This is a genomic window from Fibrobacter sp. UWB2, from assembly GCF_002210425.1.
GTDB lineage: Bacteria > Fibrobacterota > Fibrobacteria > Fibrobacterales > Fibrobacteraceae > Fibrobacter > Fibrobacter elongatus.
Map to the genome: position 1 here is coordinate 355,613 of NZ_MWQK01000004.1, position 14,895 is coordinate 370,507.

Sequence of the window (14,895 nt, forward strand, 5' to 3'; positions counted from 1 at the left end):
TAGAATATGAAAAAGATTTTCTTACTACTCGCATTCGCATTAACCGCAGCCTTCGCCGATCCCGAAGGGATATTCGTCGACGTGGAACTTCTTTCGGGGACACGCCAGCGCGCAAAACTGATGGGGATTGAAAACGACACCGTAAGCCTTGGCGGATACATCCAAAACAAGTTCACCATCGTGAAGATTGCCAAAAAGCAATTCAAGCGAATTGTAGACGAAAAAGGCAACGACCTGTTGGCAACCTCCAGTTCCGCTGCCAAACATTCGACAGCAAGTTCTTCGAGCGCAAAGCCCGCACCGATTTCCAGTGCAGCGACTTCGAGTTCGTCACATAAAACCGTCCCTGTTTCAAGCTCGTCCATCACAAGCTCCGCCGCCTCGAGCTCTTCTAGTGCAAAGGTCGCTCCGGTTTCAAGTTCTTCTGCCGAGAAACCTGTTGAAAAGCCCGTTGCAAAGCCTGCGACAAAGCCCGTCAAGACAGTCCTTGTTGCCTATAACGCCGAAGGTGTCGAACAAAGTGTTGTTGACCAGTTCACCGGCCTTACCGCAAGACTCTTAATGGAATCAGGAGAACATCCGCAAGTCATCCGCAAAAGCGATATCAAGAACTGCAACGACAACATTTGCATGCAGAACCAACTGGCCGCCTACGGTTTCAGGTCCATTTACTTTGGAGAAATCGTTCCAAACATCAAGACCGATAGCCTTACGCTCAACCTCACCCACGCCTTTTACGAAGATTCACTCCCGATGTTGCACAGGTCTAGCGTAAACGTTTCGCGCACCGCAGCATTCAGTGACGCCATCACAAACAACAAGCTCAAAAACCAGCTTCTTGACGCACAGGGCAAGGAAACCATCAAGACTAAGAAAAACAGGGCCTACATCCACATCGAAACGGATCCGGATGGCGCCACGATTTCACGTTCCGAAAAAGACGCCATCTGCAAATCGCCCTGCACATTCATCACCTCGGATACAACTAGATTCACCGTTTACGCCTATTGGAATGTCGATAGGCACCTGTGGGGCGCAAGCACATCCATAATGCCGCTCCCTGGCGACACCGTACACGTTGCGCTCAAGCTCAAACGCGTCGCACCAGAAATCCGAATTTTGACATCCCCCGAAGGAGCTAACGTCTACAAGGCAAGCGCCCCGATTACCAAGCGTTCTAAAGCTATCGCCAAGACGCCAGAAAAGATCCCTGCCTACAACATGGGAACCGACAGCCTCATCATCCGCAAGGCAGGCTACCGCGATACGCTCATCAATTTCTTTGTAGCACCGGTTTCGCAAATCGACTTGAGCATTGATCTTGAAAAGTTGACCAATTTCGACGAAATTGAAAAGCAGAACAAGTGGCTACACGACAAGAAAATGCAAACCATCGGTGAAGCGTTTATCGGAGGTTCTGCAGGAACGATGCTCATTGGAGCTTTGCTCATGTACTTTGCACATCTCGATTACAACGATGCAGACGACATTAAAAAAGAACTCAAGATTCCTGGCGCTGTCAAAGGCGAAAACTATCAGAACAAAGTCAAAGAGAACAAGAAACTCGTAAACCAAGGCGACAACAAGGCCATCGCAGGTAGCATTTTGTTAGGTACAGGCGCCGCCCTCCTCGGAGTCGGACTTTACTTCTATTTTTAATTTTCTAAATTTGCCCCAATGAAAAATTCTATCCTTAAAACAACCATTGCTTTAGCACTCCTCTTTACCGCATTTACCTTTGCTGCAGACACGCTTTCTGTGGACGCAGGCGCTGTTGCAACAACCGCCGCCGACACCGCAAAATCGACAGGCATTTATAACCAGATTATCGACTGGTACAACGAGAACTTGAACTACGGAACGATTACGCTTTTGATGGCCATTGAAAGCTCGTTTATTCCATTCCCATCGGAACTTGTCGTGCCGCCCGCCGCGTACAAGGCTTTACAGCCGGGTTCCGGCCTCAACATCGCGCTCATCGTCTTGTTCGCCACTTTGGGTGCACTCATCGGCGCGTACATCAACTACTATCTCGCGAAGATTCTCGGACGCCCGATTATCTACAAGTTTGCCGATAGCCGTCTCGGGCACTTCTTGCTCCTCGACGTCGAAAAGGTCGAAAAGGCAGAAAACTATTTCCGTGAACATGGCGCCATCTCGACATTCGTCGGCCGCCTCATCACCGTGATCCGCCAGCTGATTTCTATTCCGGCAGGCCTTGCCAAGATGAAGCTTGCCCCGTTCACGCTTTACACGTTCCTCGGCGCCGCCATCTGGAACTGCGTCTTAGCACTACTCGGCTACTTTGCCCACGGTCAGAAGGACATCATCGAGAAGTACAACTCCGAACTCGCTATCGCATTGCTTGGCTTCGGCGTGCTCTTCATCGGTTACATGGTCTGGAACGCCATGAAGCCAAAGAAGAAATAATCCACTAAAAATTGCAATTTTTGACGCAGCGGTTGTCTTTAAATTCGGCTTCGAAAACGACTTTGCCAAAAGCATAGCGGTGGTAAGTGCCATTGCGGATGCCTCGAACAAAATTCATGTCCTCTTCGATGACGCCCATTTCGTCAAACGATTTATAGACGCCGTGAACCTGCCCGTTTTCGTAAGGAATCTGGCGACGGAGCTTACCATTTTCGTCCCAAGTTTCCGAAACACCATTCAGAACGCCGCGACGATACGTCTCGCGGCTTTTTCTTCGGCCATTTTCGAAATAGACAATGCTAAAGCCCTCTTCTTCGCCGTCCAGGTAGCCTACAGTTTCGCGCAACTTTCCATTTTCGTCGTACGAACGTAAAACACCATCTAACTTGCCATCCCTATACGGGGCCTCTACCGCCAATTTTCCGTTCGGATGGTACGAAAGCGCCACCCCCTCGCGCACGTCGGTCCCCTTTTTGACCGTGTAAATTCGAGAGATTCGGCCATCATCATACGTCGTGCGAACAGTATCCAAAGCCATAGCCACGGACTTAGGCGCCGCAGAGGCCGTGATTGCCGTGCCAAACATCACGAAAGCCGCAAAAATTGTAAAAAAACGCTTTTCCATCGCATTATAATGTAGCATTATCCATTTAGATTATGTATTTTGTGAGCGTCATGAACGTTACTTTTTTAAATCCCCCCTTCCACCCGATGTTCAGTCGGGAATCTAGATCCCCGTGTGTTACGAAGTCCAGTACACTTTACTGGCCCATGTTTTTGAGCTATGCTGCCGGCGTTTGCGAAGCCGACGGTAACGAAATCCAGCTGATTGACAGCCCCGCCATGGAACTTGACCTCGCGCAGACGCTCGAAGGCATCAAGAAGTTCGGCCCGGAACTCGTTATTTGCAGCACTAGCACCCCGAGTATTTTGAATGACCTCAAGGTTGTCCACGCCATCAAGCAGGAAATGCCAAACGTGAAGGTGGCCATCATGGGTACGCACGCGACCGCCGAGCCGCTCGAATCCATGGAAATGGAACCGTCTTTGGACTACGTGGTGATTGGCGAAGCCGACTACACCTGTAGGAACCTCGTCCGCGCCCTCCGTGGCGATGGCGCTCCCGTTGGTCAGTTTGCAGGTCTTGCCTACCGCACCGCCGAAGGCAAGGTGGACTTCCAGCCCGAAGGTCCGAAGATTGAAAATCTGAACGAAATCCCGTGGGTCTCGAAGGTCTACCGCAAGCACCTTTACAGCTGCTACAAGAAGTATTTCTACGGCGCAAACCTGAACCCGCTTATCGTGATTCTCAGTGGTCGTGGTTGCCCGAACCACTGCAGCTACTGCGTGATTCCGCAGACGCTCAACGGTCACAAGTTCCGCCGCCGCGATCCGAAGGATGTTGTCGACGAACTCCAGTACATCAAGGAAAACTTCGAAGACTTAGGCGAAGTTTTCTTTGAAGACGATACGTTTACGGCAAGCCACGAACACGTGCGCCAAATTTGCAACTTGATTCTTGAACGTGGTCTCAAGATTACTTGGAGCTGCAACGCCCGCGCCGATGTGCCGCTCGACTTGCTCAAGCTCATGAAGAAGGCCGGTGGCCGCGAAATGTGCGTGGGCTTCGAAAGCGCCTCCCCCGAGGTTCTCGAAAAGATCCACAAGGGCGTGAAGAACACCGATAAGGCTATTGAATTTACGAAGAATGCCCGCAAGGCAGGACTCCTCGTTCACGGTTGCTTCATGGTCGGTAACCCGGGCGACACGCCGGAAACGCTCCGCATGACGCTCGACTACGCCAAGAAGCTGAACCCGAACACAGCCCAGTTCTACCCCATCATGGCATACCCTGGCACCGAAGCTTACAAGGAAGCTCTCGCCAGTGGCGCTTTGAAGTCGAAAGATTACAGCCAGTGGCTCGACAAAGACGGTTTCCACCGCACTACGATCCAGCGTGGCGAACTCACGAGCCAGGCTCTCGTTGACTTCTGCGACAAGGCCCGCCGTGAATTCTACTTGCGTCCGAGCTACATCATTCGTCAGGGCATCATGGCCATCAAGAACCCGCGTGAACGTTACCGCGTTCTCCGTGGATTTGGCACGCTCGTGAAGCACCTGTTTAGGAAGCATGGTGAACTCGCCCCGGTCGCAAGACAGGCTCCGACTAATAAGCAGTAGAGGGAACCCCGAGGTTTCCCTCTAGACTCCCTTCCTTAGTACAATTACAAGATGTCCGCCACGTGCGGGCATTTTTATTTTGTATTTTATAATTCGAATTAGTTCACAAGAGGTTATTATGATTTGCAAAAAATGCGGAAGAGAATACGAAGACGATATGCCGAAATGCCTGTGGTGCGATGCACCGAACGAAAGCTTGTCTTCGCAAGACGGGGACGACGCCTCGACCGCAGATTCCGAAGCGCAAGAAGAAGCCTACAGTGAATCGCTCAAAAAACTCGTCGACCCAGAACTTGAACGAGCTTTCGACGACAACGTACGACGCGGAAAGAGTGCCATCTCGTGGACAAAATTCCAGATAGTCCTAAACATCCTTTTCTTCTTCGTAGGAGTAAAGACATTCGGCGCATTCCAGAACTATCAAGTTGGAACAACCGTAAGCGAAGAAGTTAAAAGCGCTTTGGGGACCATATTCCTTTTACTTTTGTTCACCGCCATTCCCTTTTGCGTTTTCATCGGCAAAAACTGGCTATGGGTGTATCACGCCCATAAAGAACAAAGCAAATTCACAGAGACGTTTTTCGCTCCGTGGGGAGCCGTAATCTGCTACTACATCCCCGTCGTCAATTACTTCGTCTTTAAAGCATTATTAGAAAATCAAGGCAACACGTTAAAATTACTCGGTATAAAAGTTAAAACAGAGTCAAACAAGTTGCTGACATGGTTCTTTATTTTCAACATTGCAACACCCATTTTCAATTATCTCACTTGTAAAAGCTTAAATACTCCTATACTATTCATCAGTACGATTTTGTGGATTATCCTTACCGTTCTCGGCATCAAGCTCATCAAAGCCGCAACAGCAAACGAGCAGGCAGTGCACGACCAGCTGGAGAACAACCGCATCAACAAAAAAGTTGAAGAGATCATTGCCCAGCGGGAAGCGGTCTAAGCAAAGCCAACTGCGCCGATGGCGCTACCTCAGTCGGTCAAACTTTTTCATTTCTTTGTCCAAAAACGTGTCGACGTACTTGGCGTAAATAAGCGTCGTATCCAAGTTGCGGTGGCCGAGAAGTTTGCTTGTTGCAGGTAACGGGATTCCAATCGTGATGCACGTTGTTGCAAAAGTATGCCGTGCCAGGTGGCAATGGACATGCTTGTAATGCCCTAGCTTTTTAGCGGCCTTGCGGAGCGTGCGATTGAATGTCGAATTGTCCACCACATGAAACACACGCCCAGACGTTAGCGGGTTCGGGAGCAACAGCCGCGCCTGCACAGGAATCGGGATGTACACAGCCTCGCCCGTCTTATGCATTTGCTTACGGATTTTCCAGTCGAAGATTTCCGAAGCATCAAGCGTACGCAAGTCCCCGTAACGGAGCCCCGTAAAACAGCTGAACAGGAACACGCGCATCACGTCATCTTCTGCCCGTGTCAAAGCGACATGCGACTCCATGTAACTCAAATAAAGATGTTTCAGCTCACGCAACGTCAAAAATCCACGACGCGAATAGGCACGCCCCACCTTCACGTTTTCAAACGGGTCGCCATGAATCACTCCGTCCGCCTTCATCTTGTTGCAAAAAATACGGAACACCGAAAGCGCCTTGACCACAGTCGCTTCTTTATTGTGGAGCGTTTCCAAGTAGCGCTTGTAATTCCGCACTGTCTCAGAAGTCACAGCATCGCATTCGAGCTCCGGTTCAAAAAGCGCAATTTTCTTCAAATTCCAGTAATACGTGCGTACCGTCAAAGGTGCGAGTTCATCGGCATCCTTCTTTAAATAGTCTAGCGCACAGTCCAAAAAACGCATAAAACCTCCAATTGTTTATATATTTATGCTAACGTATTTATTACACGTTTTTACGGAGGGAACCATGAACGATATTATCCAGGCGGTAAACATCTGTATCGACTTGTTCAGCCTTTCCATATTGTTCCTCATTTTGGTTCTCCTCTGGGTCGGGCATTGGCGTAACGACAGGCTTCAGTACAACTTTACAGGCATGATAATCGCCTACCACGGCGTGATTATCACGTACGCCATCATCCACTTTTGCGACGGTGAACTTTCGGCCCCAGTTTATACCATTGTCGATTTAGTCAGCTTTGTTTCAAGCGCGCTGTGCATATACTACTTTTCGCAGTACGTATTTGCATTCCTCGAAAACAGGAAATGCGAACTACGTAAAATCACGCGCTATACCATTTATGCACTTTGCGTTCTCGACTTTTTGCTGAACGTCGGCGTAGACATCTCTACAGGCGACATTACCCGCGACTGGACTTCAAACGAGACAATCGTTTCTTGGCTTGCCACAGGCGTTTGGGGCATTCTCATGACGGGAATCATCATTTATTACCGCAAGCAGTTTGGACTACGGACTTTTACCTTCTTTATCATCTACTTTATTCTGCCCTTTATTGCAGGCTCGGCAGCTCCGTTTGTCGAAGGGATCCGCGTGGATATCGTCAGCGTGGTCTTCGTAATTGTCTGCCTTTTTGTCGGTGTTCAGGTCAGCGAAAACACATCGCATAAAATGTTCGAAAAACTGAGTTTCAACGACGCCATGACGGGACTTTTCAACAGAAACTACCTTGTGATGCACCCCGACGATGTGAAGCGCAAGCTCCCATGCAGTTACGTGATGTTTGACCTAAACCACCTCAAGGAAATTAACGACAACTACGGACACAGCAAGGGTGATGAATACATACGAAACTTTGCCGAGATTCTAAAGAAGATTCTCCCCGAAAACGCCGAAGCCATCCGCACCGGAGGCGATGAATTTTTGGTGATTATTCCCAAATTCAACCGCGCAAAATGTGAAGCGTTTTTAAGCCGTTTCATTGAGGAATCCAAACAAACTCAAGTTCAGGGAATTACGGAAAGCGCCGCCTACGGCTTTGCGGTCCGCACGACAGGCTTGCAATCCGAAGAAGAGGTCATCGCAGCCGCCGACAGGCAGATGTACCTGCAAAAGAAGGCGTCACGGGAAGGGAGATAATAAAAAGACCTGGAACAAAGTCCAGGTCTTTTTGCAAATTTATAGGAAGGCTCGTGAGCAATTCAGGTTTTATCTAAATCAGCCTTAATTGCCAAAACATCAGCTTCAGAAAGCTCTGTGAACTCCGTAATTTCTTCGATGGGCTTGTGTTTCAACAGCATTTTCTTCGCAATTTCGCGACTTCTTTGATCACGACCTTGCTGCAAGCCTGTATCAACCGATGCCTTATGAATTGCGTATTCATCCCACTTGGCTTTCTGTGCTTCGTCAATCATTTTCTGTTCCTCTTTCGATAATTTAGCCAATTTCGCTGTTGAAAACAAGAGCTCGAACACCGTGTTTGCATACTGCTTGGGCATCTGCGTCATGTTTTTCATGTTCTTAAGAGCATAAAGCGCCTTGTCAAGCATCGTTTCAAGTTCGTCCAAAGGCTTATTGAACTTCGGAAGCTCCACAAAAGCAAAGCTGAGAGTATCGCTGATGCAAGATCCATTGATTTCGCGAAGCTTTGCACGGCGGATGTAGCGATCATCGGCAAACACATTAAATTCCATAAAAACAACTGTAACAACAGGATTCAATTCGTAATTGTACTTTTTGCCGCGTCGCCCCTGAGCAATGATTGTTTGCGAAGCATAATATATTGAACGGTTAACTATGTTTTCCTGAAAAAGAATCTGCACTTCAATGATGAACCTACGCTGGGCAGAATCAATACAGTGCAAGTCGAATACCGAAGTACGATTTTCATTCGAACCGTCGCTGTATTCCTTGTTACGAGACTGCACATCGACAATCGGTGACGCTATTTCGCCTTCAAGTACGGCGTTCAAAAGCGCAATCAAACATACTTTGTTCTGCGAGTCAGGATTGAAAGCCTTCTTGAAAGTCCTATCGAGAAGAAGATCCGCGAAAACACCTGCCCCTTTGTATTCTTCAAAAGTCTTTGCTTCGCCAATCATTTCACCATGGCCATTTTTTGTTTCGGTCTCAATATTATTTCCCATATTTTTCCAGTGTTAAAACACCCGATAATGTCGGGTTCATAGACAGAAAAACGCTCCCCGTCCTTTATATTAACACGTTTTAGAAGCCCATTTGGCCTAATAATTCTCAAAGATTTTTTTAATTTTACAATAGATAAAATTCATCGCGAAATGCCACACTTTTTCACAAGCTTTTCTTTAAACTCTTTATCTTCCATGGCATCCAGCAAATCAAGGATATCTTCTTTTTCGGCGTATTTTCCGTTCCATCCGATTTCACAGGATTCGTCAATGTGAAAAGAGCCCTTGTACTCATCATTCAAAAAGCAATCGGCAAGGAGGAGGTATTTCCCGCTCTTTTCAAAGAAGTCTTCATCCGCAGTCACGGCAGGCAACAACTCAATATCTTTTGTCAGAGATTGAATATCTTTTATATCCAAATCGCGCATTTTAGACATTTTTGTTCCTTCTAAAGAATTATTTTCAGGAACATAAATGCTGCACATATAATCCTTATTATAACTATGAATTTGGGCAGAACGGATTATACTTTCGCAAATAGAAGAATCAACTAGGTCGGGATAATAAATAAACTCAACTATTTCAGGAGGTTGCCAACTTTTTCGCTTTAACGGAGTTCGATCAGACCAAATATAAACTTGTCGCTTTTTAGTTTTTACTCCATCGATAGTTACAACCGTATCAAGCCTTCCCGCCTCGCTAAACTCATTAGGATTTTTTGGAGGCAAAAACGAAATCGGATATGCACCATGATAGTACGTCATTTGAATGAAAGTCATAAGCTTACGCCCTACAGAGTCTTTAATTTCGTAAATACCCAACTCAAAATGAGGAATATTTTCCACAGAATATCCCTTGGGCAACGCTATATGAAATGGCCGCAGAACAAAATAGTCTTTTGTATAAACAGATCCCGACTCCTTTAAACTAGAAACTGGTTCCTCGTTCGTTTTTGAACAAGAAACGCAAAACAAGGTCAAAAGGATTGCAACAAAAACACTTATTAACTTCGGGGATTTCATCGTTGTATAAACTACATAAATAAACATACAGAATGCAAAAAATTTAGCCTATGGAGTTTATCCATAGGCTGTTTTTAAAAGGTGATGCCCGATCAGATCGGGCATGACAAGTGCGCCGCGGTTTACTTTGTAGCTGTTGCAAAAGCCTTTTCAAGCTTTGCTAAAGCTTCGTCGCATTCGGCAGCGGAGACGTTCAACGGCGGGAGCAAACGGAGCACGTTGCCCTTAGCGCTGAGAACCATCATGCCTTCGTCGCGAGCAGCAGCAATCACGTTGCCGACCGGGAGAGATTCGTCGAGAGCGAGGCCGAGAATAAGGCCTTCACCACGCACGCTCTTCACTGCCGGGAACTTAGCAGCAATCGCTTCGAGGCCAGCCTTGAGCTGAGCGGAGCGAGCTTCGACATTGGCGAGGAATTCCGGCTTTGCAATCTGGTTCACGACAGCGAGACCCACTGCGCAAGCAACCGGGTTACCACCAAACGTCGTGCCATGATCGCCTGCCTTGAGCTGGTCAGCAACCTTCTGGCGGAGGAGCACTGCACCGAGCGGGAGACCACCGCCAAGAGCCTTGGCAAGCGACACGAGGTCAGCATCAATGCCATGCTTCTGGAGGCCAAGGAATGTGCCGAGACGGCCCATACCTGCCTGGACTTCGTCGACAATCACGAGGCAGCCGAATTCTTTCTTCAAGCTGTTGATTGCAGCGACCATTTCATCGGAAACGGTCATCACGCCACCTTCGGCAGCGAGAGATTCAAGCATGATAGCGCAAGTGTCGCTGTTGACTTCGGCCTTGAGGGCAGCCACATCGTTCCAAGGAACGTGAACAAAGTCACCCGGCATGGAGCCAAAGCCTTCGCGGATGGCCGGCTGACCCGTTGCAGAAAGGGCTGCAAACGTACGACCGTGGAAGCTGTTGATGAACGTTACGATCTTCTGGCGGTTCTTTTCACCCTTGCGATCGAAATACTTACGAGCAAACTTGATGCAGCCTTCGTTAGCTTCGGTACCGGAGTTGCAGAAGAATGCCTTGTCGAATCCCGTTGCAGCGAGGAGAGCCTTAGCGAGGTTCACCTGCGGGTAGTTCGGATAAAGGTTCGAAATGTGGAAGAAGCTGTCCATCTGTTCTTCGACAGCCTTCTTGATAGCAGCATTCTGGTGGCCGAGAGCGTTCACGGCGATGCCAGCGACAAAGTCAAGATACTTCTTGCCGTTCTTGTCGAACAAGTAAGAACCTTCGCCACGGACAAATTCAATATTGGCCTTACCGTAAAGCGGGGCGATAAACTGCTTGTCTTCTTCAAAAATGGAATTAGCCAAGGATTGTGCCATAGTTCAGTTCTCCATTAATTTGTTTTACAAAGTGGTCGGCATCCTTCCAGCCGACAATGTGAATGCTCTTGAGGCCGCGTTCAATGCTCTTGAAGCTTTCGCGGACCTTCGGAATCATGCCGCCGTTGATGACGCCAGAAGCGATGAGGGCTTCGCTTGCATCTTCCGTGAGTTCCGGAATGACGGTCTTGGTATCGTCCATCACGCCCGGGACATCGCTCACCAGCACGAACTGGTCAGCGTGGAGTGCCACAGCCAGTTCGCTTGCGGCAGTATCGGCATTCACGTTCCAGCTCACAGCCTTACCGTTTTCGTCAGGACCGATAGAGATCGGGCTTACGACCGGGACAAAGCCAGCAGACCAAAGCGTTTCCACAATCTGCGGATTGACCTTCTTGACTTCGCCCACGAGGCCAAGATCCACCTTGCCCTGCTTCTTGACCACTTCAAACAACTTGCCATCGACGCCACTGAGGCCGACAGCGTTGCAATTGTTTTCGAGGAGCATTCGCACGAGCTTCTTGTTGACGTGACCCGAGAGTGTCATTTCGACCATCTTCATGATAGAAGGCGTCGTGACTCGGAGACCGTCGATAAAGGTGGGTTGTTCTCGGAGCAAGGAGATGTTCTCGTTGATGTCCTTGCCACCGCCGTGCACCACGGCCACTTGGCAGCCCATAGCCGGAAGCTTGCTGACTGCCGCCACAAAATCGGCCAACTTAGCTTCGTCGATCGCCAAGCTGCCACCAATTTTTACAACCACTTTTTTCATCGCTTACGATGTCCTCATAATTCTCAGGCGAAAAGCGAGCACCATTGCCCGGATTAGCCCGAAAAATTTACCGCAAATGTAGAAAAAGGAACTCTAGGCTTACCACGAAGGATTAATTTTTAAAAGAAAAAAGCACGACTTATTGGTTAAACCTTTTTTTCCCAATTTCTTTCACTTTTTCACTCTTCAAGCGTATTTTTTTTATATCTTTTGGGAAAACCTAACCAATATAAGAGGTATTTTATGGCAATTACGAAAGTTTGGCTCGATGAATCTAGCGACGAATGCGTCTCCTGCGGCGCTTGCGAAGCAACTTGCGATGCAGTCTTCTCCGTTCCGGAAAAGATGGTCGTTAAGGAAGGCGTTGACTTCAGCGCTTACGAAAACGAAATCAAGGACGCTGCTGACAGCTGCCCGGCCGGCGTGATCAAGTTCTCGTAATTCGAGCATTTAGGCAAAGTTATCGCGGAACCCCGCGATGGTACGAAGCTTTGCTTATCTTGTAAGATTGAACACAAAAACAGCACTCGATTCTATCGAGTGCTGTTTTTGTTTGTTTTGAAAGAGGGATGCCGAAAAGGCGCCCCCGGCACAGAGGCCGGGGTGACATTTTCAATCAAATCTTAGAAGCCCTTCTTCATAGATTTAAGAAGAGCGTTCAGCTTGGCGGGCTGGGCGGCCTGCGGCTTCTTCTGAGCAAAGCCCGGGCGTTCCTTACCGGCAATCTTGTTCTTGAGGTCGGCAATCGTTGCATGACCCTGGATGCCACCCTGCGGGCGAGCACCACCGTCGCGATGACCGAAGTTACCACGCGGGCCACCCACGCGCTGACCGCGAGGACCATTAGCGCCAGCACCGGCAACACCGTCCGTCTGTTCCTGCTTCATGGAAAGGCTGATGCGCTTCTGGTTAGCATCGACTGCAACCACGCGAACCTTCACCACGTCACCGACCGTAAGCACGTCCTTAGCGTCCGTCACATACTTGTCGCTGATTTCAGAAATGTGTACGAGACCGTCCTGGTGCACACCGATGTCCACGAAAGCACCGAAGTTAGCGACGTTCGTCACGACACCTTCCATCCAGCTACCCGTCACGAGGTCGTTGATGGTCTTGATGCGGTCATCGAACTTAGCATAACGGAATTCCTTACGCGGGTCGCGGCTCGGCTTCTGGAGTTCCTTGAGGATATCTTCCAAAGTAGCACGACCGACTTCGTCGGAGAGGAATTCGTCGAGCTTGATGCCCTTCACAGCGTCTGCATTGCCGACCATTTCCTTGACCGGAACGCCGACCTTTTCAGCCATCTTTTCGACAAGAGCGTAGTTTTCAGGATGCACAGCGGAATCGTCGAGCGGGTTTTCAGCACCCGGGATACGCATAAAGCCTGCGGCCTGTTCGAAAGCCTTCGGGCCAAAACCCTTGACCTTCTTCAAATCTTCACGGCTTGCATAAGCGCCATTTTCTTCGCGGTACTTCACAATCGCTTCAGAGAGCGTGTTGCTGAGGCCAGCCACGTGAGAGAGGAGCGGAGCAGAAGCGCTGTTCACGTCGACACCGACCATGTTCACGCAGCTTTCCACGACTTCGTCCAAACGCTTCTTGAGTTCGCGCTGGTTCACGTCGTGCTGGTACTGACCCACGCCAATGGACTGCGGATCAACCTTGACAAGTTCAGCGAGCGGGTCCTGCAAGCGGCGGCCAATGGAAATAGCACCACGGGTCGTCACGTCTTCCTTCGGGAATTCGGCGATAGCAATCATGCTTGCGCTATAGACAGATGCACCAGCTTCGGAGACGATAACGCGCGGCGGAACCTTGCCCTTGAACTTGAGAGCCATTTCGCCACAGAAAGCGTCCGTTTCGCGGCTAGCCGTACCGTTACCGATAGCGATGAGGTCAATCTGATACTTGTCGATGAGGCTCATCAGATAAACTGCGGCACCAGCCTTGTCGTTCCACGGTTCATGCGGCTTGATGATGCCGTGATCCATGAACTTGCCGTTCTTGTCGAGCACAGCGACCTTGCAACCCGTACGGAAACCCGGGTCAAGGGCGAGCACAGCCTTGTGGCCTGCCGGAGCGGCGAGCAAAACGTCCTGGAGATTCTTGGAGAACACCTTGAAAGCTTCTTCTTCGGCGGCGTCCTTGAGGAGGAGGCGCACTTCGCTTTCCATGCTCGGCTGGAGCAAGCGTTCCCAAGCGTCCTTGCACATATCTTCGAGATACGGCTTCCAGACAGAGTCGTGCTTGATGACCTGATTCTGGAGGTAACCGATCATTTCTTCGTTCGGGACTTCGATGGAGAGGCGGAGCACCTTTTCCTTTTCGCCACGGCGGAGAGCGAGCATACGGTGGCTCGGAATCTTGGAGACCGGTTCGCTAAAGTCGTAGTAGTCCTTGAACTTGGTTTCTTGCTTTTCGAAATCCTTCTTGACCTTGGAAACCATGACGCCAGTCTTTTCGACCTTGTTGCGGAGGTACTGGCGGTATTCGGCGTTGTCTGCAACTTCTTCGGCGAGGATGTCTGCAGCACCCTTGAGGGCGGCACGCGGGTCGGCAAGGCCCTTTTCTTCGGACAAATAAATGCGTGCAATTTCTTCTGCCGTGTTTCCGGTATTTTCCTGAGCCCACATCAGGCGGGCGAGCGGTTCCAGACCAAGTTCCTTTGCAATCGTTGCGCGAGTACGCTTCTTCGGCTTGAACGGAGCGTAAATATCTTCGAGAAGAGTCTTGTCCTTGCAAGCTTCAATCTGTGCCTTGAGTTCCGGCGTGAGCTTGCCCTGTTCCTCGATGCTCTTGAGGATCGTTTCCTTGCGGTCCACAAGTTCCTGGAGGTAGTCGCGACGGTGGCTGATGTCGCGGAGTTCAATTTCGTTCAATGTACCCGTCTGGTCCTTACGGTAACGGGCGATAAAGGGGATCGTGCCCCCCTGGTCCATAAGTTCGAGCGCCTTACTAACGCGCCACACTTCAAGATTCAGCTCTTCAGCAATAATCGCAGAAAAATCCATTTGAGATTCCTACTTGTAGATTCCGTTTCCGGATTTGGGGTCCACCGAGCCATACACCCCTCATTGGATAGCACAGCCCGCACGGCCCTCGGTGACACAAGCCTGGCAACCACCGCTGCCAGACACC

At 49.5% G+C, this 14,895-nt stretch carries 13 protein-coding genes; 6 read left to right on the plus strand and 7 right to left on the minus strand.

Annotation, left to right across the window (positions count from 1 at the left end; genetic code table 11):
- Positions 1 to 6: 6 nt before the first annotated feature.
- Positions 7 to 1,659, plus strand: a complete 1,653-nt coding sequence (locus B7982_RS09705) for a hypothetical protein (protein WP_088660563.1) — start codon at positions 7 to 9, stop codon at positions 1,657 to 1,659.
- An 18-nt stretch (positions 1,660 to 1,677) separates the two neighbouring features.
- Positions 1,678 to 2,430, plus strand: coding sequence for a DedA family protein (locus B7982_RS09710; protein WP_088660564.1), 753 nt, complete (start codon positions 1,678 to 1,680; stop codon positions 2,428 to 2,430).
- Positions 2,431 to 2,434: 4 nt separating this feature from the next.
- Here the strand turns inward: B7982_RS09710 and B7982_RS09715 are convergent, their stop codons facing one another.
- Positions 2,435 to 3,055, minus strand: a complete 621-nt coding sequence (locus B7982_RS09715) for a toxin-antitoxin system YwqK family antitoxin (RefSeq protein WP_088660565.1) — start codon at positions 3,053 to 3,055, stop codon at positions 2,435 to 2,437.
- 86 nt (positions 3,056 to 3,141) lie between these two features.
- Between B7982_RS09715 and B7982_RS09720 the strand changes: the two genes are divergently transcribed.
- Positions 3,142 to 4,611, plus strand: a complete 1,470-nt coding sequence (locus B7982_RS09720) for a radical SAM protein (protein WP_254917941.1) — start codon at positions 3,142 to 3,144, stop codon at positions 4,609 to 4,611.
- Positions 4,612 to 4,729: 118 nt separating this feature from the next.
- The gene (locus B7982_RS09725) at positions 4,730 to 5,563 is read left to right on the plus strand and encodes a hypothetical protein (RefSeq protein ID WP_088660566.1); all 834 of its coding nucleotides are present in this window, start codon (positions 4,730 to 4,732) and stop codon (positions 5,561 to 5,563) included.
- A gap of 24 nt (positions 5,564 to 5,587) precedes the next feature.
- Here the strand turns inward: B7982_RS09725 and B7982_RS09730 are convergent, their stop codons facing one another.
- The gene (locus B7982_RS09730) at positions 5,588 to 6,424 is read right to left on the minus strand and encodes a site-specific integrase (protein ID WP_088660567.1); all 837 of its coding nucleotides are present in this window, start codon (positions 6,422 to 6,424) and stop codon (positions 5,588 to 5,590) included.
- 64 nt (positions 6,425 to 6,488) lie between these two features.
- Here B7982_RS09730 and B7982_RS09735 point away from each other — a divergent pair, with 64 nt between their 5' ends.
- Entirely contained in the window at positions 6,489 to 7,619 is a 1,131-nt protein-coding gene (locus B7982_RS09735; RefSeq protein WP_088660568.1) for a GGDEF domain-containing protein, read from the plus strand.
- 62 nt (positions 7,620 to 7,681) lie between these two features.
- Here B7982_RS09735 and B7982_RS09740 read toward each other — a convergent pair whose 3' ends face one another.
- From B7982_RS09740 to argB, 4 genes are all read right to left on the minus strand, one after another.
- The gene (locus B7982_RS09740; protein WP_088660569.1) at positions 7,682 to 8,626 is read right to left on the minus strand and encodes an Rpn family recombination-promoting nuclease/putative transposase; all 945 of its coding nucleotides are present in this window, start codon (positions 8,624 to 8,626) and stop codon (positions 7,682 to 7,684) included.
- A gap of 140 nt (positions 8,627 to 8,766) precedes the next feature.
- On the minus strand, positions 8,767 to 9,675 hold the full coding sequence (locus B7982_RS14800) for a hypothetical protein (RefSeq protein ID WP_158212996.1): 909 nt from the start codon (positions 9,673 to 9,675) through the stop codon (positions 8,767 to 8,769).
- A gap of 95 nt (positions 9,676 to 9,770) precedes the next feature.
- Positions 9,771 to 10,982, minus strand: a complete 1,212-nt coding sequence (locus tag B7982_RS09750; RefSeq protein WP_088660571.1) for an aspartate aminotransferase family protein — start codon at positions 10,980 to 10,982, stop codon at positions 9,771 to 9,773.
- On the minus strand, positions 10,963 to 11,754 hold the full coding sequence (gene argB, locus B7982_RS09755; RefSeq protein ID WP_014546850.1) for an acetylglutamate kinase: 792 nt from the start codon (positions 11,752 to 11,754) through the stop codon (positions 10,963 to 10,965). The genes B7982_RS09750 and argB overlap by 20 nt, the downstream gene beginning before the upstream one ends.
- Before the next feature lie 243 nt (positions 11,755 to 11,997).
- Here argB and B7982_RS09760 point away from each other — a divergent pair, with 243 nt between their 5' ends.
- Positions 11,998 to 12,195, plus strand: coding sequence for a ferredoxin (locus B7982_RS09760; protein ID WP_014546849.1), 198 nt, complete (start codon positions 11,998 to 12,000; stop codon positions 12,193 to 12,195).
- A 182-nt stretch (positions 12,196 to 12,377) separates the two neighbouring features.
- Here the strand turns inward: B7982_RS09760 and B7982_RS09765 are convergent, their stop codons facing one another.
- Positions 12,378 to 14,768 carry a Tex family protein gene (locus B7982_RS09765; RefSeq protein WP_088660572.1) on the minus strand — a complete coding sequence of 797 codons (2,391 nt, stop codon included), beginning with the start codon at positions 14,766 to 14,768 and terminating at the stop codon, positions 12,378 to 12,380.
- Between the last annotated feature and the right edge of the window lie 127 nt (positions 14,769 to 14,895).